We start from the raw sequence: 19,257 nt of genomic DNA, 5'->3' as shown, positions 1-19,257 counted from the left end.
AACCTTAACCGGTGTTGCGCAAACCGGCGGCAATACCGGCCACAGACACCAGCAGCGCCTGTTCCAGAGGGCTGTCCTGTGCGGCCTCCTGCTCACGTGAGCGCGCCAGCAACTCGGCCTGCAACAAGTGCAACGGGTCGAGGTAGGTGTTGCGCAGACGGATGAACTCAAGTGTGTCCGGGCTATGGGCCAGCAGTTGCGACTGGCCAGTCAGGCCAAGCACCACGCTGCACGCCTGCGACAATAGGTCGCGTAAGTGCGCACCCAACGGCAGCAGGTCCGGTTGCACCAGACGCTCGTCATACAGGCGGGCAATATCGGCATCGGCCTTGGCCAGCACCATCTCCAGCATGTCGATGCGCGTGCGGAAGAACGGCCATTGCTCGCGCATCTGCCCCAGCAGCTCGCCTTCACCACGCTCCAGGGCCTTGCTCAGCGCTGCTTCCCAGCCTAGCCACGCAGGCAGCATCAGGCGGGTTTGGGTCCAGCCGAAGATCCATGGAATGGCCCGCAGGCTTTCGATCCCGCCCGCGCGGCGCTTGGCCGGGCGACTGCCGAGCGGCAAGCGGCCGAGCTCCTGCTCTGGCGTGGACTGGCGAAAGTACTCGACGAACTGCGGATTTTCCCGCACTACGGCGCGGTAGGCGCTGACACCGTCTGCCGCCAATTCATCCATCAAATGGCGCCAGGCAGGCTCCGGTGGTGGCGGTGGCAACAGCGTGGCTTCCAATACGGCGGCCAGGTAGAGGTTGAGGTTCTGCTCAGCGATGTCCGGCAAGCCGAACTTGAAGCGGATCATTTCGCCTTGCTCGGTGGTACGGAAACGCCCCGCTACCGAGCCTGGCGGCTGCGACAGGATCGCCGCATGCGCCGGGCCGCCGCCACGGCCGACGGTGCCGCCGCGACCGTGGAACAACAGCAACTCCACCTGTTGTTCGCGGCAGATATCCACCAAACGTTCCTGTGCCCGGTACTGTGCCCAGGCGGCGGCAGTGGTGCCGGCATCCTTGGCGGAGTCCGAGTAGCCAATCATGACTTCCTGCGGGCCTTGCAACCGCGCGCGATAGCCCGGCAATTGCAGCAGGGTTTCCATCACCGGCCCGGCGTTATCCAGGTCGGCCAGGGTTTCGAACAGCGGCACCACTCGCATCGGCCGCTGCACGCCCGACTCTTTAAGCAGCAGCTGCACCGCCAGCACATCGGAGGCGGCGCCTGCCATCGAGATGACATACGAGCCCAGCGACGCAGCCGGCGCGGCGGCGATTTCCTTGCAGGTGTTCAACACCTCGGCCGTGTCCGCCGACGGTTTGAAGTAGCCCGGCAGCAGCGGTCGGCGATTGGTCAGCTCCTGGGTCAGGAAACTGATGCGCGCCTCTTCGTCCCAGTCTTCATAACGACCCAGGCCCAGGTAATCGGTGATTTCGGTCATGGCCGACGAATGCCGGCTGGAATCCTGGCGCACGTCCAGGCGTACCAAAAACAGGCCAAAGGTCACCGCACGGCGCAGGCAGTCGAGCAACGGGCCATCGGCGATCACGCCCATGCCGCACTCGTGCAGCGACTGATAACACAACTCCAGCGGGTCCAGCAGGTCACGGTTGTTCTGCAACACTTCGGCCGGCGCCGGGGTGTTGGCGGTCAGCGAGGTGTGCGCCCATTGGCGCGTGGCGCGCAGACGTTCGCGCAGTTGCTTGAGCAAGGCGCGATAGGGCTCGATGCTGTCGCCCACCTTGGCCTGCAACGCCGGGCTGGCCTGTTGCATCGACAGCTCGGACGCCAGGTGATCAATGTCGCGCAGGTACAGGTCCGCCGCCATCCAGCGCGCCAGCAACAGCACTTCACGGGTCACCGGCGCGGTGACATTCGGGTTGCCGTCACGGTCGCCGCCCATCCACGAAGCAAAGCGAATCGGCGCTGCCTCCAGCGGCAGGTGCAGGCCGGTGGCGGCGTGCAAGGCATGGTCGGCTTTGCGCAAGTAGTTGGGGATGGCGTGCCACAGCGAATGCTCGATCACCGCAAAGCCCCATTTTGCTTCGTCCACCGGGGTGGGCCGTACGCGGCGGATTTCTTCGGTGTGCCAGGCTTCGGCGATCAGTCGTTGCAGGCGTTCACGGATCTGTTCGCGCTCGGCACTGGTGAGGTCGCGGTGGTCCTGCAGCGCCAGTTGCGCGGCAATCGCATCGTATTTCTGAATGAGGGTGCGCCGCGCCACTTCGGTCGGGTGGGCAGTGAGGACCAGTTCAATCTCCAGCCGCGCCAACTGGCGGGCCAGCGACTCGTTGCTGTGACCTTCGCTTTGCAGGCGGGCCAGCAGCTCGGGCAACACACGGGATTCGAACGGTGCCGGTTGCGACTCATCGCGCCGGTGGATCAGTTGGTATTGCTCGGCAATGTTGGCCAGGTTGAGGAACTGGTTGAAGGCCCGCGCCACGGGCAGCAGTTCGTTTTCCTGCAATTGGTTCAAGCTGGCGCTCAGTTCCTCGCCGGCGGCTTGCTCGGCGACGGCTCCACGGCGGTCGGCCTTGGCGCCTTTGCGGATCTGCTCGATCTTGTCGAGAAAGTCGTCGCCGTACTGCTCTCGAATGGTGTTGCCCAACAGCTCACCCAGCAGGTGAACATCCTCACGCAAGCGTGCATCGATATCACTCATCAGCCAATCTCCAGCCAGAAATCCGGGACGCGCAGGTGTTCCAGAGTGCCGCCCGCGTCGGTTTCTGACAAGACACTTTAAACCTTGTGAGTTGCAGCTAGTCTCAACAGTGAGTCGCCGCGTTATCCGCGCTGGCGGCCGGACACTCATCACCGCCTGCTACTGCGGGCTCATTGAGGTTGCCATGAAGATTCGAGAACTGGCCCAGCATTGGGAAGAGAACGCCACGGGTCGCTTGACCAAGACCGAATACGCGATTCATCTGGATGTGGAGTCTGCTGCACGGCTGGCCGCCATTGCCGAGATGTACCCCAAGCGCCACACCGAAGAACTGCTCGGCGAGCTGATCGGCGCCGCCCTTGAAGAGCTGGAAGCGAGCTTTCCCTACGTCAAGGGCCAGCACGTGATTGCCACCGACGAAGAGGGTGACCCTCTGTACGAAGATAGCGAGCACGCAATAGGAAAAATGCAAAACCGGGCGTAACCCGCGTGGATTGTGGCTTTTAGCCTAAATTGAGGTAGACATGAACAGGTTTAGAGATTTGCTTGAAGACTGGGATAGGAACGCAGCAGAGGCACAGGATTTGGTAACAGTCCCGGTTGCCTTGCACCGTTCGGATCTGGTGAAAATCAAGGCATTTTCCGAGGTCTACAAGCTTCCAGAATCAACGGTCATAGCTGACCTACTGGCTTGCTCTATAAAGGAAGCAGAATCGGCTATGCCATACGTGCAAGGTGCCGAGGTCATCAGGATCGAGGAAGGCGAACCAGTCTATGCAGACGCTGGACGAACCCCGGCTTTCGTCAGTGCTGAACAGAAAATAGCCAAGCAATTGACGACTGGAGACTGACAAAGACGTGTCAATTTGCCATGATCCGCCCGAACGAGGATCGACCAAGCCCCTTTAGACTGGGGCTTTTTTATGGAGCTGGTTGTGACATTCCTGATGAAAGAATTGCAGATAGCCAACATCAAGAAAATGGTTGGTAGTGGTGAAAACCGTGAAGCCATATCGAAAAAAATTGATTCGACGCTTCAAGAGCTTTTCAATGAAATAGCTTCATCATTGCCCACGTCCGAAATTCATGAACAAGCTGTTAACGCTGCAAAACAGCTTTTGGAAATCTACACCAATGCAGAAAACAAGCTCAACTGGCATGAGTCAGACATGTATGGAAAAATCATAGTCCATTGTGCTTTGCTCAATCCGGGCCAGATTCTGACCAGCTTGTACGCCGAAAATCTAGACGCTAAACATGAAGTCACCATCAATGGTGTGACAATGAATATCCATGAAGCTGTATCATTCTTTGATGACCTCATGAGAATTCACCAGTCAATGACTAAGCGTTTCTTCCTAAACAAGATGGAAGAACCAGACGAAGAAATCTCTAAGCCGCTTGCCATTGCAATGCAGCAATACACGAAGACAAAAGGATAATTGTTGATGAAAGCCTTAGCCATATTGTTCAACATTGCTTCACTTGGAACCCTAGCTTGGCTGATGTTCAGTAAGGGTATGCCGCGAAATGATGAATGGGGAATCATCATCGTATTTGCTGGTGCAAGCATCACTTCATTGATTGTGATACTTACCACACATGACAGTTCATTCTTAGGGCTTTGGCTTCAAAGAAAGAAGCTGGAAGAACAGCAGAAAATTAACAAGCTAAATTCACAGAAAGACTGAATTCAAGCATTAATGGATTAGTTAAATGACTGACATTACGAATTATGCAGAAAGAGCAGCGGCCATCAAAATCAGGGTTGATGAAGCGGTAGGCTTACATGCCCGCTATGACGACCTGCAAGAATTTGTAGAGCCTTTAGAAGAAATCTGCAAAGAAATTCTCATCAATGAGCTTATGCTAGACAAAGAGATTTACAAAGCCCTAACTACTATTAGAAAAATACAGGGTGAAGGCGGCGAACCTTTCGAGCATGAGTATGATATGCCATTCTTCGGGAAATGCCTTGATGTGTTTGCTAAACCGTCATCAATTATACATCTTGGACTTCATGAAAGCATTGAAAACAACATTAGAGACGAAGCTGCAGAAAACAAAATAATTACAATCAACAATATAGAATACAGAACAATTGAAGCTTACCGTCTTTATGGCGATAAAGAAAACGAACTTGAAGCCACGTCATTTTCAATGATGACTGACGAAAAAAACGACTGATATGGAAGGTCAGAGAAATGTTAGATAAGGATTTCAAAGGTCAGGTGGACGACCTTCTCAAGCGGGCCTACTGGAATTCACGCTATTCAAGCGAGATACGCCGTCTTCACAACATTGCTACTGAGAAGCAGAAGCCCGGTCTGAAAAAGACCATTGCAGAAGCTATTGCTGGTAAGGCAGTGAACCCAAGCCACTCACGTTCCTACAAGACGTTTCTGAGCAAAGGGAGCTTTGCACCATACTCTATCTTCATGCGGGCCTTGTTCGTGCCTCACATGGAAAAGGAGCTGACTGAGGTATTAAAGCTTGTGCTGTTCAGTGAGTCATCTACCAGCACGGGTAGCCGTAAGGCCGTAGAACTGGCGATGAAGGCATACCCCAAGGCCATTGGCTGGAATGAACCAGAATCCCTAGAAGCACTGAAAAAAGCGGTACTGGTGATAGAAGCGTATGACCATGACCAAACGTCAACAGAGACTCAGCAAGAGCTGAAATCGGCCTTTGAGCTACTGGTGAATGCAGAAGTGAAAACATCGGCTGAAATCATCAGTGTGAGGTGTTACAGCCAGCTTTCCCGCCTTCAAGTGAAGCTTCAAGGCACTGACCTTCATGACTTGGCAACGATGGCATTCAACCGAGCGTGTTACCTGATTTGACCTTGTGTCTATCAGAGACAACAAAGCCCCTTTGACCGGGGCTTTTTTGTGCCTGAAGCAAAAAACCCCACATAACTATTAAGATGGGGTTTTGTGCAACTAACTACAAAAGTAAACATTGGCACTATTAAACATTATGTCAGATGAGAGTGAAAGGATTAAGAAAGATTATCAATAAATTAAATAAACATGTCACCCTCACAATCATCTTATCAAAGCAATTAACTTTGTCAAATAAATAATCCATCTTTATTGTAATTGGTTATTTATACATTATAATACTAGTAGATGAACAATTTGATAAGCATGGACAGATTAAGCCAGAAAGAAGAGATATTCTTAAATCTATACACAAAACACAAACACAATGAAACAGCAGAAAGTATCAAGAAGACGCACGGCCATCTAATCAATGACAAAATGAATTTTGAGTCAGTCGCAGAACTGGGTTCAAACTTTATGTTTATGTTTGGAAAGACGAACGGTCAGGAAATGTATGACTTCATACAAAAGAACAAAGTAACGTTCTCAGACAACGTATTCAAATCCATTTACAGCACACTTTTCAAAAAAGATATTGAAGTCAACGTAGACTTCATGAAAATCAAAGAAAACGTCTTTGACAATTTCGACCTAGTTTCAGGTCAAGCGGCCACGTTCTTGAAAGAAGTGGGTTGCACAGACAAGCAAGTCAACTATTTCAACAGGAACATTAGCCACTTTAAAGATATGGCTGAAACGTTGGTGCATGATTATTTCTACTACACCAAACAACCAATCCAACCAGAAATGCTTGAAGGCAAGCATTTGAAGACAATCTTCAATGAAATGGGCAATGGGTATGACAACATCAAGTTAGTGTTTACAGACACCGAAAAGCTCAATGACTGGCGTTATGAACACAACATGCTAATCAATCCATGCAAAGCAATATTGACGCATGGCAACACCTCAGTAGACCTAGTGAACAATTTAGGTGGTGGTTATGAAATCTCAACGCTCATCAAAGACAAGGCTTTCTTTGAGAAAATTAAGAACGAACACATGAGCTATGAACCAGCCACACGCCTTTATCAGTCAATGCTTGAAACCATCAAAGCTGATGAAGAACCTACAAAGAAGAACAAATCAACAATTACAAAACCATAACCAGCCAAGTGCTGGTTAATCTCACTTATAGCCTTAGTATTATAGTGTGTTGATAATCATCTACAAAATGCTAATCTATTCTCATAAACATCTTAAAAGGAGAATTATGGCTATAACTGAAAAAAACTATGAATTTGTCAAAGACATAGAAAGCTTAGGCTATACGATACAAGCTACCAGCTCCAGTGGTGGCTGGAACAGACTACATTTGATTGAGGATGGTGAAAGGGTCAACTTCCATCAGTTCCGTGGCGAAAGCTTCAATCAACGTATCAGCGAGGTTAGACAGCACCTAGCCGGTACATCCACCGATGGGATTAAATCGGATAGTTACCTTTACTATGCGACTCAGGGTCTGTTGCTCAAAGCTGTTGCTCATACGCTAGCCACTGACAGACCACAAGCAGCGATGGCACACACCATCATGGCTAAATTCAATGCCGCTACCAACCACATCTTAGACAAAGAATTGAAGGTCTACGGCAAGAGCGTTCACGAATACTCACCCAACCTGACTGGCGTTAGATACCCTTCTGCTGTTCATGAGAAAAACCTACTGGTTGAACAGATAGAAGCGATGGGCTATGACCTGCAGGTAAAACCTAGCAGTGGGAAGAATTTAAGGCTCTATGTCCTAGACGCCGACAAGAACCCAATTGGGTATTCAGGCACGACTTCAACAGAAGATGGACAGACCAGAACGATTGATGACCTTATGGCGAAGATTGAAGGCCGTGCAAGGTTCACTGATGCCAAGATTGATAAGACCTTCATGGACGCTATCAAGGGTGCCCGTGCAATAGCGTTGGTGGACGTTTACCAGAAGAACACCATGAGCAAGCCGGAAATGCTCAAAATCGCTAAGGGATTTGATGAGAAGAGCTTACAGCTTCTACAAGATAAATTGAGCCTGAAAGGTATAGATGCTGGCAAATTCCAAAATGACTTGCGAGAAGTCAAACAAAACAAGCATAAACCCAAGATGTGATAATCAACCAGCCGCAAGCTGGTTTTTTTTCGCCTCAACAAAAATATTTACTAAAAACTATTTACATTTAAGAAATGCTTGATATGTTGTTATTAACTAACAACGGAAATAACATGAAGGACTTAACACTAAAAGAAACCGCTTTCAGCAAATCATTGAACAAATTGAAAGATGGCGTAATCATAGCAACAGCAATCGTTTTTGTAGCAATATTGGCAATGGGTGCAATGGAAGCTACTGTAAATGACAGAACGGACATGAGAGATACAAAGATTGAGTTCAACCGCTAAATCAAGAAAATAACAACAGGCCAGCCAAGAGCTGGTTTTTTTGTGCATGTCAATTTACACCTTCTACATTTACATTTAATAACTCAGTGATAGAATGAATATTAACAACAACGTTTAACGACATGAATACACTATTAGAGATAATGCAAATTATCGTCAGTCAATCAAAATTCAAGGAAGCACACAAAGCCGTAGCTAGAAACAAGGTATTGATTAAGAAGGTATCAGGGAAAGCTGGCACTGATACTGATAGAAAAGTTGAGATAGCCACATTCGTCTTGATACTGACTAATGAGATACAGCTACACATAAACAGCTTGATAGACAAGCAATCAACCAATTTCACGCCAGAAATTAAAACTGAATACTCCAAGTTGCATCATTCTTCTTTCTTTGTGAAATTCCTCAACAACTACGATGATGCTGCATCAGCATTTAACCCCCTACTTAGAAAACTCAAAAGCTATTCTGGTGAAGAGCTAACGGCTTTGATACTTCCAGAGCTTGAAACTGTTCATGCTCAATGGAAGAATGTAGCGGATGAAGCCGATGAGTATTTGAACCTTATATTGAACTACGTTCATAAGGATGAGGTAGACGCCTTAAAGCGTATGGTTGAATCTGGTATTTTCTATGACATGATGAATGACACAGTAGGTTTTCGCAGGTTGATTTTCAAACCAGAAAATTTCAATTCCAAGAATTTCACACACAACAGAGACTTCTATGAAATTTTGATAAACAGGTATGAGCATTGTTTTGATTTCTTGCTTGACGCTAACACCAGTAATTCAAATAGTCGATTAAAGATAATCGCCAAGGATGATAAATACTATTTGATTGGCGAAGACGATAACCACAAATTCATTTTTGAACAGCTCACAAAAGAATATCCAATCAGCGGATACCTTTTCGATTTCAGCGATTTACAAGGCGATTCAGACAAAGCTAATAATCTGAGAATGATGATAGAAATGAGCTTAGATGTAACGTCATTGAAGCATATGACAGCCAGCATGACACCGAGCGAAGCAATGTTATTTTCAGTAGAGCTTTTGAAAGATTACCTCAATACGGATTTCTATGACATAACCATTAGGGCAAGTGCTGAATACAACAGATGGTTTCTATTAGAGCTAGGCAATGGACGCAAGTTTGAATGTTGCTCAATGGTTGAGTTCAGCGATTCAGCAAAAGAACACATCACAAAGACCGTCAACTCACTTTATGAAATAGAGTTAGAAACAGATAAGCTTTATGACCTTGTAAAGAAACTAAAGGAAATGAGCTAACAAAACAATTCAATGCTCAATCATTTACATTTAAGAATTATTTGTTATGATTTAATAAACAACATCTTTATTTACTATGAACATAAGAGATAAGAACGCAGAAGACAGAGAATTCATTTACGCTAAAAACAAATTCTGGTCAGAAGAACCAAAAGAAGTATTCAAAGGTACGGTTGCTAGCTACTACGGCATTGAAGCTGTTACGACAAAGAAAGCCTTGAACCACCTTACCAGAGAAAAAGCTTTACTGGATAAAGAGCTTAAAGATTGGGAGACTGATGCTAAAAGTATCTTCAATCGTAAAACTATCAATTCCGAAATCAACAGAATAAACGCTTTGCGTGAAGCCATCACGGCCAGCATGAGCAAGGTGACTGAATTTGATGAGTATGAGCTTGTCATCGTCAACAACGCCGAGAGCGGCAACGGAAAGCCCTACGCCGTCGAGTCTTACGCTGACTTCATGCACAAGATTACCAACGTCTATAAGCTCGCTGAAATCACCCAAGACGAGTATGAAGAGCTGGAGAATAGTGAACGCTATGAAATGGGTAGATTTGAAAGGTTAGAAGATAGCTATCAGAACAAGGTTGGTTTAATCCAAATTCTGATGGTCTTCTGTCAATTATTTCCCTTCATGATACTTCTTGAAGCTGACTTCAAAATGGTTATGGAATCCCCATTAGCAGCACCTCTATCTATGGCCCTACCCGTCTGGTGGTTAATCATTCAACCTTGGGTAATCAGGAAACTCATCAAGAAGCCAGCGTAATGCTGGTTTTCTTCTTTTAGAATATATCAATAAATTATCGCAGACTCTATTTACATTTAAGAATTAAATGCTACCTTGATAGCAACTAACTAAAAAGGTGCATACATGCTCGGAACAATAAACTTAAATCTTTGCCCATTCGATGGAAAAATAATAATCGAAGGAACAGCACAGCAATACATCACGCTTAACTCTAGAAGAAAGCAAATCATCTACAAAGCGAACAGCAAACAGAAACATCGCATATTTTTCTACACATCAAAATTCTTGAACGAGAAGATTCAAGCTAATGCTACAAAGCCATTAGAACTTGATAATCTTCAAGTCAAGTTACAAGCTTGGATGGATGAAGTTTGTGCAATTTCTTTTCTTGTTGAAAAAACTAACCAAGCAGGTTTAGAAAAAAAACTCATCAACGCTGGGAAACGTGCCGTTCTTGAAGGGTTAGGCTTGAACCAGTCCGAATATACCAGTCATGAAGAAGACACCAGCCCTACCCCATTGGAAGAGCCTGTAACCGCTTCTGAGCCTGAGCCAGTGGCTGAACCAGCAGAGCCAACCACAAAGACGTTCACATTGCCTATAAGCAGCCATAAAGCCGTGACGTTGACCATTCCTATTGACCTCACAAAAGACGAAGCGGAATTGATAGCGAACAGTTCACTGGAATATTTAAAAGCGTTACTACTCTCTCAGTATAAAGAATGAATCAAGCCAGCTAGTAGCTGGTTTTTTTACGCCTGAACACTTTAATACTAAAAATATTCACCCTTATCTATTTACATTTTATAATTATGTAGTAACTTGATATATAACTAAACAACAAAAGGAAAACATGAAATTAACAAAACTTGTAATAGCCATAGCAACATTCGCTACAATTACTTTAAGCTCATCAGCTTATATAGCAACACAAGACGTAACATCAGCAGTCATTGTTGATAAAGCTAAACACTCCCTAGACCTAAAAACGAATGGCCTTCACAACATCAGCGTCAGTGAAGCGTTCACCATCGACAAGTCAGAAGCCGCACAAATTAACTTCCTACGTTGCTCATTTGCTCGCCCTGAATTCAGGTTTAGCTGGTTCTGTCACCAGATGAAATCAGACGGCAAAATGACTAAGAATTCATACATTGCTTTGAAAGATGACCAAGAGAAGTATGCAAATTCTCATCGTTTAGAGTCATTCTTCTATTCATTAAGAACTGATAAAGAATTTAAATCTTTGATGGAAAAACTAACCATTAATGATATTGAAGAAAAGAAAGAAAGAGAAGCTAAGAAAAAAGCTTTAGTTGATAAGGTACTAAAACGTGTTGACATATCAGCCGCTGAAAGCACATCGAGTTTACGTTTTGATATGGAACAAGCCGCTACCTATGTTGCTTACGAATACGCACCTTGTAACGGTGATAACATTAAAGAAAAGATAAATTGTGAGCTTCATAGAAAGTTGATAATTAAAAGCCTTATATCAGGCGTTAATGATACGGAAATTTTTCAATCAACAATTGAAAAGCTAACTCCAGAGTATCCATCAGCATGGGAATCCCTCAATGGAGTGGGCAAATTCTTTTTCGTTGCCATTAGTATGATTTTTGGATTTGCATTATTTTACGACATGATAAACGATGAAGAAGAGGAAGAAGAGGAAGAAGATACTGATGAGGATAATAATGTAGAAGGTGAATCAAATGAAAAATAAGATTATCGACAATTTCAAACTCTAACCGCTAAGGCGGTTTTTTCACGTCTACCCTCCCCGCCGACCGTCAGGCCCGCTTGAACCAGTCACCAGACCTGATACTGTATGCCCATACAGTCAATGGTCAGTCATCATGCTCAGTCCACCTATACCCTTCTCAGCAGCTCTAAACCCAGCCAAAGCACCAGTTCATGGCCGTGCGGCTTGTGGCTTCCCTTCACCAGCAGAGGAATACGCAGAGCCACCGTTGAGCCTCGATGACCTTTGTGGAGTGGGGAAACCATCCTTGTTCATCCTCATAGCATGGGGTGACAGCATGAGCGGCCTAGGCGTTTACGATGGTGACTATCTGGTGGTTGATCGAGCCATAGAACCCCGCGTGGGAAGCGTTGTAGTAGCCAGAATCGGCCCTGAATTCACTGTGAAGACCTACGGCATAGCCAACGGTAAACCCGTGCTGATACCGGCTAACCCAGCGTTTGAAACAATTGTCATTGGAGAATTTGAAGAATCCGAGGTTTGGGGTGTGGTCTTGTGGAATCTTCATAAACTCCATGACTAGTAAAATTGATAAAGTATTTGGGCTAGTAGATTGTCATGCTTGCTATGTAAGCTGTGAACGTATCTTTAATCCTACATTGATAGGTAAAGCAACCGTTGTTCTTTCTAACAATGATGGTGCCGTTGTTGCCCGTGATGACCTTAGTAAGAAGTTAGGTGTGAAGATGGGTCAACCCTTCTTTGAAATCAAGCACCTTGTAGAAAGTAAACAGTTAAGGGTTTGCTCTTCAAATTATGCGTTGTATCAAGACATATCAAATCGGGTCACAAAAGTAATCAGTCAATACGTTCCTGCTTACGAAGTTTATTCAATTGACGAATCATTCATTGACCTATCAGGCGTTAATGAAGACTTAGAAAAGCTTTGTCTGGAAATTAAGAGCCAAATCTACAAACAGGTAGGAATGCCCGTGGGCGTAGGTGTGGGTAAGACAAAGACGCTCGCAAAGCTCAACAACTGGGCGTCTAAAAAGTGGAAAGCGAAGACTGGTAGCGTGGTGGTCATCCTCGATGATGAACGTCAGAACAAGCTCTTATCCTTTGCTGATGTAGGTGAAGTGTGGGGTTGCGGCTCACGGACTCAAAAGCGACTGGAACTGATGGGTGTGACCAAAGCCATTGACCTAGCCCGGTATGACAAGAAATCACTACGCCAGATGTTCAACGTCAACATTGAACGCACGGCACGCGAGCTTGAAGGCACCGTGTGCTTTGGACTGGAAGAGTCACCAGAACCCAAGCAGAACATAGCGTCTACACGGATGTTCGGTAAGCGGGTTTACGAGCTGTTAGAGCTTCGACAGGCCGTAGCATCATACGCAGCAAAAGCAGCCGTAAAGCTCAGGAAAGAAGGCATGTTGACCAGTTGCCTGCAGGTGTTTATCCAGACCAGTAGGTTTGATGACAACCCATACAGCAAAGCCACCATCATAGGGCTGGAATCGCCTACTGATGATACCCGTGAGCTGATAGCAGCAGCACAAGCTGGACTGACCCGGATCTACCGGGCAAACACGCCTTATGCGAAGGCTGGAATCATGCTCAGCCAGTTCACGCCCAAAGCTGGCTACATCCCCGACCTTTTCGCTAAACCAGAGCGTAGAAACAACGACCGGCTTATGACACTGATGGATTCAATTAACAAGGTTCAAGGTGCTGGCACGCTCAGGTTTGCAATCGAACCAGAATCATCGTCTTGGGGCATGAAGCGTGAATTCCTTAGCCCAGCGTATACAACCAACTGGAAAGAACTATTGAAGGTCAAGGTGGGCTGATAAGTTATTTAACGTCTAAAATATTTACATTTAACAATATAGAGGTAATATATATAGAAAAACATGACAAAATGGAACCATGAACAAATTTATAAAACAAACATTGTTATTAACAACAATTGGATTAACAGCTTTCGCATTTACTAGTTATGCTCCAAATATTCTACAAAAGGCCATAATGACAGTTCTACTCATACATTTATATGTTGGAACATCAGCATATTTAATATATGGAATTTTATACCAACCTGCAAGAGCGTTTTATTACACCTTTCTAGGCAACGGATACGAAATCACAAAAATCAAAATGCCAGAGGTTTTTGACTTTAAGTTGCTAATAAAATCAATCGGAAAATACCTAGCAAGGTTTGTGGCTCTTTTCATACTTTACGGAGCCGTTTTGATAATAGGTTCAAATACAAACTCATTTTTGATTGAAAAAGAACAAACAACCAGCCAAGTGCTGGTTTCTTTTCAGTAATACATAATATTTTAATACTTGCCTATTTACATTTAAGAAATATGAAGTAATGTATTTATTATATAAACAACAAAAGGAAGACAATGAAAACATTAGCAACTTTAATCTTGATGACAGTATCAACCATCGCTTTCGCTGAACCAGCATTCAGCAATCCAACCAGCTTCAACATCATTCCAGAAGCACAAGCTGTTCAAGTAAATACTGAATACACCGCTTTGGTTGAACAAGTGAAAGCAAACCTTAAAACCAACCATTCAGGCTATACAGAAGAAGAAATTAGAGCCGCTAGCTCAGCAGTAGCTAAATCAATCAACGATTGCAAATCAGGTACGTTTGTTGAAATCCTTGAATGCAAAAAGAACATAGGTGATTTAACAGAGGCTTTGACAGCAGACGTAATCAAATCACTCAAATAAGAAACACCCGATAAAACGACCAGCCTAGAGCTGGTTTTTTTGTGCCTAATTTTTGACAATCAAATTTATGAGGTATGATGTAATCAAGCCAACCACTCAGGAACATATGAAAACACCTGCAAACAAAGACGATTACAAGATAGTCATTACAAAGCCTAGCAAATACAAAAGAAGCAAAGAATGGATTGAATCAAGTGGCGAGCTATCCGCTGAAGAAATTCTAAATATCTTAATATGCGACCAGCTAGACAGCGACTTTACTGAAGAAGAAAATAATTATTTAGATACTACTGATAACAGCATTCGCGGTGAAATAAGAAATTTCACAGATGAAGACCTGAAACTATTTAAATAATAAAACCTCATCACCCTCTTCACATTTAACAATTAAATGTTAACCTGAATACATATAACAATTATTTAGGAGTAGTTAATGTGTCCAGCCCAGTTACAAAATAATAAGTCATTAGGCAAGGTGTATCTACAAAGAACACCAGAAGAAGATGCCAAAATCAAAAAACTGTATAACAGTGGCGTTAGCATAGCCAGCATAGCAAGAGAGTTTGGCGTAAGTAGACAAGTGATGATTGCAAGAATTAAGAAGCTGGGAATATGGTTCAAAAACAAAACCCCAGTCAATCCAAAGAAAATCATCAACCTTTGTGTAGTCCAGAATTGCACGATAAGCGAGATAGAAGAAAGAACAGGTTGGTCAAAGGTATCCATTCACCACGTTTTGAAAGAAGCCAATTTGAAATGTAGAAGGGACAAAGGGCCAGTAGAAAAGAGAGAGTTTCCAACTGAATTACTTTATGAGCTATTCATTGTCCAAGACAAGACAGCAAGACAGCTTTCTGTAATTTTCAAAGCTGGAATATCAACAATAAGAGACAGGTTAAAAGAAGCTGGAATAAAGAAACAACGCTCCAAGAAAAAAGAAACTCAATAAATCATCCAGCCCAGTGCTGGTTTTTTATTGCATGTCGTTTACAAATTACGAAAGCTTGATAGTATTAAAGTAATGAACCACAAATTACACAATGAAAAAAACGAACACGTTAGACGTTGATAAGTTAGCGAATGAATTTAATGACTACTCAGTGAACGTATTTCCAAAATACCTAAGCACCCAGTTGATTGACTGTAAAAAGAACTACAAGGCAAGAATCCCGCACGTCATCGCTATGAAGCGAAAAGCCCGCTGGTTAACAGAAGATGTGAGACAAGCATTTAACTACAATGAGCATAATTTCAAGCTCATCCAGTACAACGCACACTTCATCAGCATTTTTCAAAGCTTCATCGAAATGACCCAAGATTCACATCTTGACGTAATCACCAGAAGCCAACGCATCAGGTTCAGCAAGGATTGCATCATGAAGCTGTATCGCATAATAGCCATTTACAAGGCCACAATCCTGACGGCCTAGGCGTAAGGTCTACCAGTCAAAATTTCATCTCAAAAGTGGCTGTATTGAGCTTGGGAACCATGATGAACCTAATGTGTGTCACATGCTCCCATTCAGCGACTGACGCAGCCAACCCGGCAACGTGAACGCACATCGAAGGGCTACCCTCCCCGTCTAAGCGAAAATTAGCCTTCAGGCAACGTTCAGTGAACTCTACGCCGGTCAGCGTAGGGCGAGTGGTGCCGAAGTGGCGAAGCTCTTCTAGTGCTGAAAGCAATGCGTCTTCAAACGAACCTTTCTCAATGTCAGCTAAAATCGTAGTGTCTAAATAAATCATCCTTAATTCTCATATTATCTACTAATACTAATATCCTAAATCCTCAACAAGTCAAAGAAGGCATGATTTAGCCTTCAATTTCCTTTGTTCGACTCATCCACCCAACTGTTGAAATCACACGTTGCTTCCCATGCATCAGCGTCCACAACGTCAACAGCTTGTTCTGGTGAAGAGCTTTTAGTGTCTTTCACAAGGGCTTTTTGCTCAGTGAAAATTGAGTCGAAATCCATTCTGTATTCTTCATCACTCATGCCTTCTGGTTCAACCAAATCAACACCTGACTTCTTTCTTTCGTAGGCTTTAACAGCTAATGAAACCTCAGTCTCAGCCAAAAAGTCTATGTTGGCTAGAAGACTGTCTTTTTTCACTGAACCTTGCTCAGCACTACTCTCAACTTTAGGGAGAATTGAAGCACAGGCAACTTCTGGTAAAGCTGGGGCTTTTCTTTCAACTGGTGAATTATCTCTTGCGAATTTTTTCAAATTGAATGACTTATTGATAATCAAGGTCTTTTCAACAATGGTCTTTCCCCTTCTCACATCAATCACGTCATCAACATAACCAATCTCTTTGTAATACTGTATTGCTTCATTCAATGACTTTGAGGAACATTCACACAGCTTCAACATGGTTTTAACGCTGAATCTAGCCTCTCCATAAGCATTGAACATTTCTACTTTGTCGAAAAGAATTCTTGGCGTACCACTCTTCAAAGCCATCTTGTCTTTCCAATCAATTTTCTTACTCCATGTGTCTTTAACAACGGAGTCGGTGAAAATATCACCAAATTTGATATGGATAAAATCACCTTTAATTTCTCTTTTGTAGATAAATCTGTCATTGATTTCACCACCATCTTTCATCACTATTTTAGCTGATGAATAGAACATTCTATCTAGAACCTCAATGAATGCAGCCTTATAGAATCCAGTGTGTTTAGTATCAAGGTTGCAATCACGCATCACTAATTGAAAGTCAACCACAAGGTCAGAGCCTTGTTGCTCATAAGTCTTTTGGAGTTTTGAAACTAGGTCGTGGCAGAAAACAAAATGTAACTCAGTGTTGAGTTGATACCCATAGAAAACAAATTCTTTGTAAGGAGTGCCGCCAAGCTCTTCTTCACCAATATTGATGGTTACAGCATTAGGTGATACTTCAACACTTCTCAAACCCAAGCTGTTAGCTTTTTCAAGATTTGCAATGTCGTTAGATTCACCAACCGCATACTTTTGCAAATTCCTTGCAGGGTTGAACATGGAAAGAAGAAGAAGGCTCTTAGCCCAAACGCCTTGATTGCCTGATACTTTCGCTTCTTTGTAAACATCCATGAATGTTTTGTATATTTCTGTTAGCTCGTTATTATTGTTCATCCTATGTAATCCTTAGTTATATAAATATCATTACATAGAAAGCTTAAATGTCAAACGTATAGAGCTACTTTTTTAAAAATAAAATTAGGCAAAAATCACGATGTTGATTTTAAGCCATTTTTTCATGTCAGAGCACAGTTGAAGTAGAATGAAGCACAGTTGAAGTAGATTGAAGCACAGTTGAAGTAGAATGAAGCACAGTTGAAGTAGATTGAACGATTTTGACCACCCCTGTAAGCCACGTATTTAAAGGGTTAGAGAAATCGGCTCAACAGTACATATAGTACTCTTAGTACAAATAGTACCTCTTATATCTTAAGGTCAAAATCAAAAGCATCTGGTGAATAAAAGCAAAATCTATAAAACTTTCTTTCAAACCCATAAAATCTATATGTCCGAATTGAAACGAGGTATAACGTAAATTTTGCTGTATCTTCAAGCACAGTTGAAGTAGATTGAACATCACTATAATAATAAATGCAAAAAATTCACTCTATACGTTTGACATATAAGAACCAAATGTTACGATTAAAGAAACAACGAGAAAATATATGACAGACATTAGAAAGAGAAAAAGAGTACCATTTTCGGTACGAGACACAGTTATAAGAAAAAACAAAATCTATAACAGAATAACAAAACTTGTAGTTGAAAACTACGAACCTGTAAAGATTCACAACCTCAAGCCTGATTTAGTTAAACAATCCTCATTCATCATCAACGGGTTATGGTTCATAACAAACCACTTGAAACACCTTGTTCATTTAGAAGGAACGAAGGGTTGTATTGAAGGTGGAAATTACGTGAGCTACACCCCCGTAAAACTACTACAATTGATTGACAGTATCATGCTTGAAATCTTTGGAGAGATAATTGATTTAGACACAATCACACCTGAATACATCATGAAAGCAGAAAGGTACTTTGAAGCTTGTGATGAAAAACTGAGAAACATTGAAATGAAAGCAACCCTTTGAATAGGGTTTTTTCATGTCGGAATTATAAACCGGTATATTTGCGGTTAACACTGTAAATCAAGCAAATGTCAGTTGTGATTACCTATCAATCTTGTGTCTTACCAAGCCTACCGACCATGAAACAGAGGCACAAAGCCCCACCCGCTGAATACACCCATTGCTTCTTAAAAACCACGTCTAAACAGTCATTGAACGCCATGTAGGCGTTTCCACTGGCGTAATACCCACCAGACACGAACATCACAGTGGCAAAAAAAAGAGAGACAGCGACAAAGAACAGCACAAACTTAGTAATCATAGATATCCGAATTATTGTTAATCAAATTATACATGCCAGTTGAGGTTAATCAAATCATCATAGAACACCAACAACCATTAAACTTAATAAATAATTGAAATATTATAATACTTTGCTATTTACAATTAACTAATAAAGGTTACAATATTACTATATAAACAACAAAAGAGACAATCATGAACCTCAAAGAAACTGAAAACAAACAAGTCTTGGCATTTCTTACTATTGTTCTTACACTCGCAGCATCAGCTTCACTAGCAACAGCACTATTCATGAAACTAGATGTAGGCTTCTGGTATCAAATTGCAGGTTATTTTTTAATCTTTATTTACCATATTTTTTTATTGATTGCTCTGGTTTCAATAGAAACAGAAAAAGATGAGCCTAAGCAGCTTGAATTAGAGTTAAGTTGATGAGTGAATTAACAAAATAACCCGAG

24 protein-coding genes are annotated in these 19,257 nt (G+C 43.4%); 21 read left to right on the top strand and 3 right to left on the bottom strand.

What is annotated here, in order from left to right; genetic code table 11:
- Nucleotides 1-4: 4 nt before the first annotated feature.
- Nucleotides 5-2,650, bottom strand: a complete 2,646-nt coding sequence (ppc, locus tag AACW30_RS22970) for a phosphoenolpyruvate carboxylase (protein WP_200623508.1) — start codon at nucleotides 2,648-2,650, stop codon at nucleotides 5-7.
- Between the two features lie 184 nt (nucleotides 2,651-2,834).
- Between ppc and AACW30_RS22965 the strand changes: the two genes are divergently transcribed.
- From AACW30_RS22965 to AACW30_RS22875, 19 genes are all read left to right on the top strand, one after another.
- Entirely contained in the window at nucleotides 2,835-3,134 is a 300-nt protein-coding gene (locus tag AACW30_RS22965; protein WP_200623506.1) for a hypothetical protein, read from the top strand.
- A gap of 40 nt (nucleotides 3,135-3,174) precedes the next feature.
- The gene (locus tag AACW30_RS22960) at nucleotides 3,175-3,501 is read left to right on the top strand and encodes a hypothetical protein (RefSeq protein WP_042560803.1); all 327 of its coding nucleotides are present in this window, start codon (nucleotides 3,175-3,177) and stop codon (nucleotides 3,499-3,501) included.
- Between the two features lie 84 nt (nucleotides 3,502-3,585).
- The gene (locus tag AACW30_RS22955; RefSeq protein WP_155401156.1) at nucleotides 3,586-4,092 is read left to right on the top strand and encodes a hypothetical protein; all 507 of its coding nucleotides are present in this window, start codon (nucleotides 3,586-3,588) and stop codon (nucleotides 4,090-4,092) included.
- A gap of 6 nt (nucleotides 4,093-4,098) precedes the next feature.
- Entirely contained in the window at nucleotides 4,099-4,341 is a 243-nt protein-coding gene (locus tag AACW30_RS22950; RefSeq protein WP_042560805.1) for a hypothetical protein, read from the top strand.
- Between the two features lie 25 nt (nucleotides 4,342-4,366).
- Nucleotides 4,367-4,837 (top strand): hypothetical protein, encoded by a 471-nt coding sequence (locus AACW30_RS22945; RefSeq protein WP_042560806.1) that lies wholly within the window; start codon nucleotides 4,367-4,369, stop codon nucleotides 4,835-4,837.
- Between the two features lie 17 nt (nucleotides 4,838-4,854).
- Complete coding sequence (locus AACW30_RS22940) at nucleotides 4,855-5,493, top strand: hypothetical protein (RefSeq protein ID WP_042560807.1); 639 nt, start codon at nucleotides 4,855-4,857, stop codon at nucleotides 5,491-5,493.
- A 306-nt stretch (nucleotides 5,494-5,799) separates the two neighbouring features.
- Nucleotides 5,800-6,642, top strand: a complete 843-nt coding sequence (locus tag AACW30_RS22935) for a hypothetical protein (RefSeq protein ID WP_042560808.1) — start codon at nucleotides 5,800-5,802, stop codon at nucleotides 6,640-6,642.
- A 106-nt stretch (nucleotides 6,643-6,748) separates the two neighbouring features.
- Nucleotides 6,749-7,630, top strand: coding sequence for a hypothetical protein (locus tag AACW30_RS22930; RefSeq protein ID WP_042560809.1), 882 nt, complete (start codon nucleotides 6,749-6,751; stop codon nucleotides 7,628-7,630).
- A 113-nt stretch (nucleotides 7,631-7,743) separates the two neighbouring features.
- Complete coding sequence (locus AACW30_RS22925; RefSeq protein WP_155401157.1) at nucleotides 7,744-7,920, top strand: hypothetical protein; 177 nt, start codon at nucleotides 7,744-7,746, stop codon at nucleotides 7,918-7,920.
- Between the two features lie 122 nt (nucleotides 7,921-8,042).
- Nucleotides 8,043-9,212: a hypothetical protein gene (locus tag AACW30_RS22920; RefSeq protein WP_200623505.1), complete on the top strand. Its 1,170-nt coding sequence runs from the start codon at nucleotides 8,043-8,045 to the stop codon at nucleotides 9,210-9,212.
- Between the two features lie 76 nt (nucleotides 9,213-9,288).
- Complete coding sequence (locus AACW30_RS22915; protein WP_200623504.1) at nucleotides 9,289-9,984, top strand: hypothetical protein; 696 nt, start codon at nucleotides 9,289-9,291, stop codon at nucleotides 9,982-9,984.
- Between the two features lie 105 nt (nucleotides 9,985-10,089).
- Complete coding sequence (locus tag AACW30_RS22910; RefSeq protein WP_200623503.1) at nucleotides 10,090-10,692, top strand: hypothetical protein; 603 nt, start codon at nucleotides 10,090-10,092, stop codon at nucleotides 10,690-10,692.
- Nucleotides 10,693-10,819: 127 nt separating this feature from the next.
- Nucleotides 10,820-11,692, top strand: coding sequence for a hypothetical protein (locus tag AACW30_RS22905; RefSeq protein WP_200623502.1), 873 nt, complete (start codon nucleotides 10,820-10,822; stop codon nucleotides 11,690-11,692).
- A gap of 133 nt (nucleotides 11,693-11,825) precedes the next feature.
- Nucleotides 11,826-12,254 (top strand): LexA family protein, encoded by a 429-nt coding sequence (locus AACW30_RS22900; RefSeq protein WP_078470036.1) that lies wholly within the window; start codon nucleotides 11,826-11,828, stop codon nucleotides 12,252-12,254.
- Nucleotides 12,247-13,527, top strand: a complete 1,281-nt coding sequence (gene umuC, locus AACW30_RS22895; RefSeq protein ID WP_200623501.1) for a translesion error-prone DNA polymerase V subunit UmuC — start codon at nucleotides 12,247-12,249, stop codon at nucleotides 13,525-13,527. The genes AACW30_RS22900 and umuC overlap by 8 nt, the downstream gene beginning before the upstream one ends.
- A 79-nt stretch (nucleotides 13,528-13,606) precedes the next feature.
- Nucleotides 13,607-14,008 (top strand): hypothetical protein, encoded by a 402-nt coding sequence (locus AACW30_RS22890; RefSeq protein WP_200623497.1) that lies wholly within the window; start codon nucleotides 13,607-13,609, stop codon nucleotides 14,006-14,008.
- Nucleotides 14,009-14,091: 83 nt separating this feature from the next.
- Entirely contained in the window at nucleotides 14,092-14,427 is a 336-nt protein-coding gene (locus AACW30_RS22885; protein ID WP_200623496.1) for a hypothetical protein, read from the top strand.
- A 106-nt stretch (nucleotides 14,428-14,533) separates the two neighbouring features.
- Nucleotides 14,534-14,782, top strand: coding sequence for a hypothetical protein (locus AACW30_RS22880; protein ID WP_200623495.1), 249 nt, complete (start codon nucleotides 14,534-14,536; stop codon nucleotides 14,780-14,782).
- Nucleotides 14,783-14,860: 78 nt separating this feature from the next.
- Nucleotides 14,861-15,376 (top strand): GcrA family cell cycle regulator, encoded by a 516-nt coding sequence (locus AACW30_RS22875; RefSeq protein WP_200623494.1) that lies wholly within the window; start codon nucleotides 14,861-14,863, stop codon nucleotides 15,374-15,376.
- A 497-nt stretch (nucleotides 15,377-15,873) separates the two neighbouring features.
- On the opposite strand, the gene AACW30_RS22870 is transcribed toward AACW30_RS22875, so the two are convergent.
- The gene (locus AACW30_RS22870; protein ID WP_200623492.1) at nucleotides 15,874-16,173 is read right to left on the bottom strand and encodes a hypothetical protein; all 300 of its coding nucleotides are present in this window, start codon (nucleotides 16,171-16,173) and stop codon (nucleotides 15,874-15,876) included.
- Between the two features lie 74 nt (nucleotides 16,174-16,247).
- Nucleotides 16,248-17,543: a hypothetical protein gene (locus tag AACW30_RS22865; protein WP_200623490.1), complete on the bottom strand. Its 1,296-nt coding sequence runs from the start codon at nucleotides 17,541-17,543 to the stop codon at nucleotides 16,248-16,250.
- 551 nt (nucleotides 17,544-18,094) lie between these two features.
- On the opposite strand from AACW30_RS22865, the gene AACW30_RS22860 reads away from it, so the two are divergent.
- Entirely contained in the window at nucleotides 18,095-18,520 is a 426-nt protein-coding gene (locus AACW30_RS22860; RefSeq protein WP_200623488.1) for a hypothetical protein, read from the top strand.
- A gap of 474 nt (nucleotides 18,521-18,994) precedes the next feature.
- Entirely contained in the window at nucleotides 18,995-19,231 is a 237-nt protein-coding gene (locus AACW30_RS22855; protein ID WP_200623486.1) for a hypothetical protein, read from the top strand.
- Nucleotides 19,232-19,257 lie beyond the last annotated feature (26 nt).

Source organism: Pseudomonas sp. MF6747, assembly GCF_963890955.1.
Lineage (GTDB): Bacteria > Pseudomonadota > Gammaproteobacteria > Pseudomonadales > Pseudomonadaceae > Aquipseudomonas.
Note: the sequence above shows the minus strand (reverse complement) of the source record. Positions and strands in the feature narration are given on the sequence as shown.

Excerpts from the sequence above, each read along its gene's own strand:
- ppc (WP_200623508.1), bottom strand. The coding sequence starts at position 2,650 with ATGAGTGATATCGATGCACGCTTGCGTGAGGATGTTCACCTGCTGGGT.
- AACW30_RS22965 (WP_200623506.1), top strand. The coding sequence starts at position 2,835 with ATGAAGATTCGAGAACTGGCCCAGCATTGGGAAGAGAACGCCACGGGT.
- AACW30_RS22960 (WP_042560803.1), top strand. The coding sequence starts at position 3,175 with ATGAACAGGTTTAGAGATTTGCTTGAAGACTGGGATAGGAACGCAGCA.
- AACW30_RS22950 (WP_042560805.1), top strand. The coding sequence starts at position 4,099 with ATGAAAGCCTTAGCCATATTGTTCAACATTGCTTCACTTGGAACCCTA.
- AACW30_RS22945 (WP_042560806.1), top strand. The coding sequence starts at position 4,367 with ATGACTGACATTACGAATTATGCAGAAAGAGCAGCGGCCATCAAAATC.
- AACW30_RS22940 (WP_042560807.1), top strand. The coding sequence starts at position 4,855 with ATGTTAGATAAGGATTTCAAAGGTCAGGTGGACGACCTTCTCAAGCGG.
- AACW30_RS22935 (WP_042560808.1), top strand. The coding sequence starts at position 5,800 with ATGGACAGATTAAGCCAGAAAGAAGAGATATTCTTAAATCTATACACA.
- AACW30_RS22930 (WP_042560809.1), top strand. The coding sequence starts at position 6,749 with ATGGCTATAACTGAAAAAAACTATGAATTTGTCAAAGACATAGAAAGC.
- AACW30_RS22925 (WP_155401157.1), top strand. The coding sequence starts at position 7,744 with ATGAAGGACTTAACACTAAAAGAAACCGCTTTCAGCAAATCATTGAAC.
- AACW30_RS22920 (WP_200623505.1), top strand. The coding sequence starts at position 8,043 with ATGAATACACTATTAGAGATAATGCAAATTATCGTCAGTCAATCAAAA.
- AACW30_RS22915 (WP_200623504.1), top strand. The coding sequence starts at position 9,289 with ATGAACATAAGAGATAAGAACGCAGAAGACAGAGAATTCATTTACGCT.
- AACW30_RS22910 (WP_200623503.1), top strand. The coding sequence starts at position 10,090 with ATGCTCGGAACAATAAACTTAAATCTTTGCCCATTCGATGGAAAAATA.
- AACW30_RS22905 (WP_200623502.1), top strand. The coding sequence starts at position 10,820 with ATGAAATTAACAAAACTTGTAATAGCCATAGCAACATTCGCTACAATT.
- AACW30_RS22900 (WP_078470036.1), top strand. The coding sequence starts at position 11,826 with ATGCTCAGTCCACCTATACCCTTCTCAGCAGCTCTAAACCCAGCCAAA.
- umuC (WP_200623501.1), top strand. The coding sequence starts at position 12,247 with ATGACTAGTAAAATTGATAAAGTATTTGGGCTAGTAGATTGTCATGCT.
- AACW30_RS22890 (WP_200623497.1), top strand. The coding sequence starts at position 13,607 with ATGAACAAATTTATAAAACAAACATTGTTATTAACAACAATTGGATTA.
- AACW30_RS22885 (WP_200623496.1), top strand. The coding sequence starts at position 14,092 with ATGAAAACATTAGCAACTTTAATCTTGATGACAGTATCAACCATCGCT.
- AACW30_RS22880 (WP_200623495.1), top strand. The coding sequence starts at position 14,534 with ATGAAAACACCTGCAAACAAAGACGATTACAAGATAGTCATTACAAAG.
- AACW30_RS22875 (WP_200623494.1), top strand. The coding sequence starts at position 14,861 with ATGTGTCCAGCCCAGTTACAAAATAATAAGTCATTAGGCAAGGTGTAT.
- AACW30_RS22870 (WP_200623492.1), bottom strand. The coding sequence starts at position 16,173 with ATGATTTATTTAGACACTACGATTTTAGCTGACATTGAGAAAGGTTCG.
- AACW30_RS22865 (WP_200623490.1), bottom strand. The coding sequence starts at position 17,543 with ATGAACAATAATAACGAGCTAACAGAAATATACAAAACATTCATGGAT.
- AACW30_RS22860 (WP_200623488.1), top strand. The coding sequence starts at position 18,095 with ATGACAGACATTAGAAAGAGAAAAAGAGTACCATTTTCGGTACGAGAC.
- AACW30_RS22855 (WP_200623486.1), top strand. The coding sequence starts at position 18,995 with ATGAACCTCAAAGAAACTGAAAACAAACAAGTCTTGGCATTTCTTACT.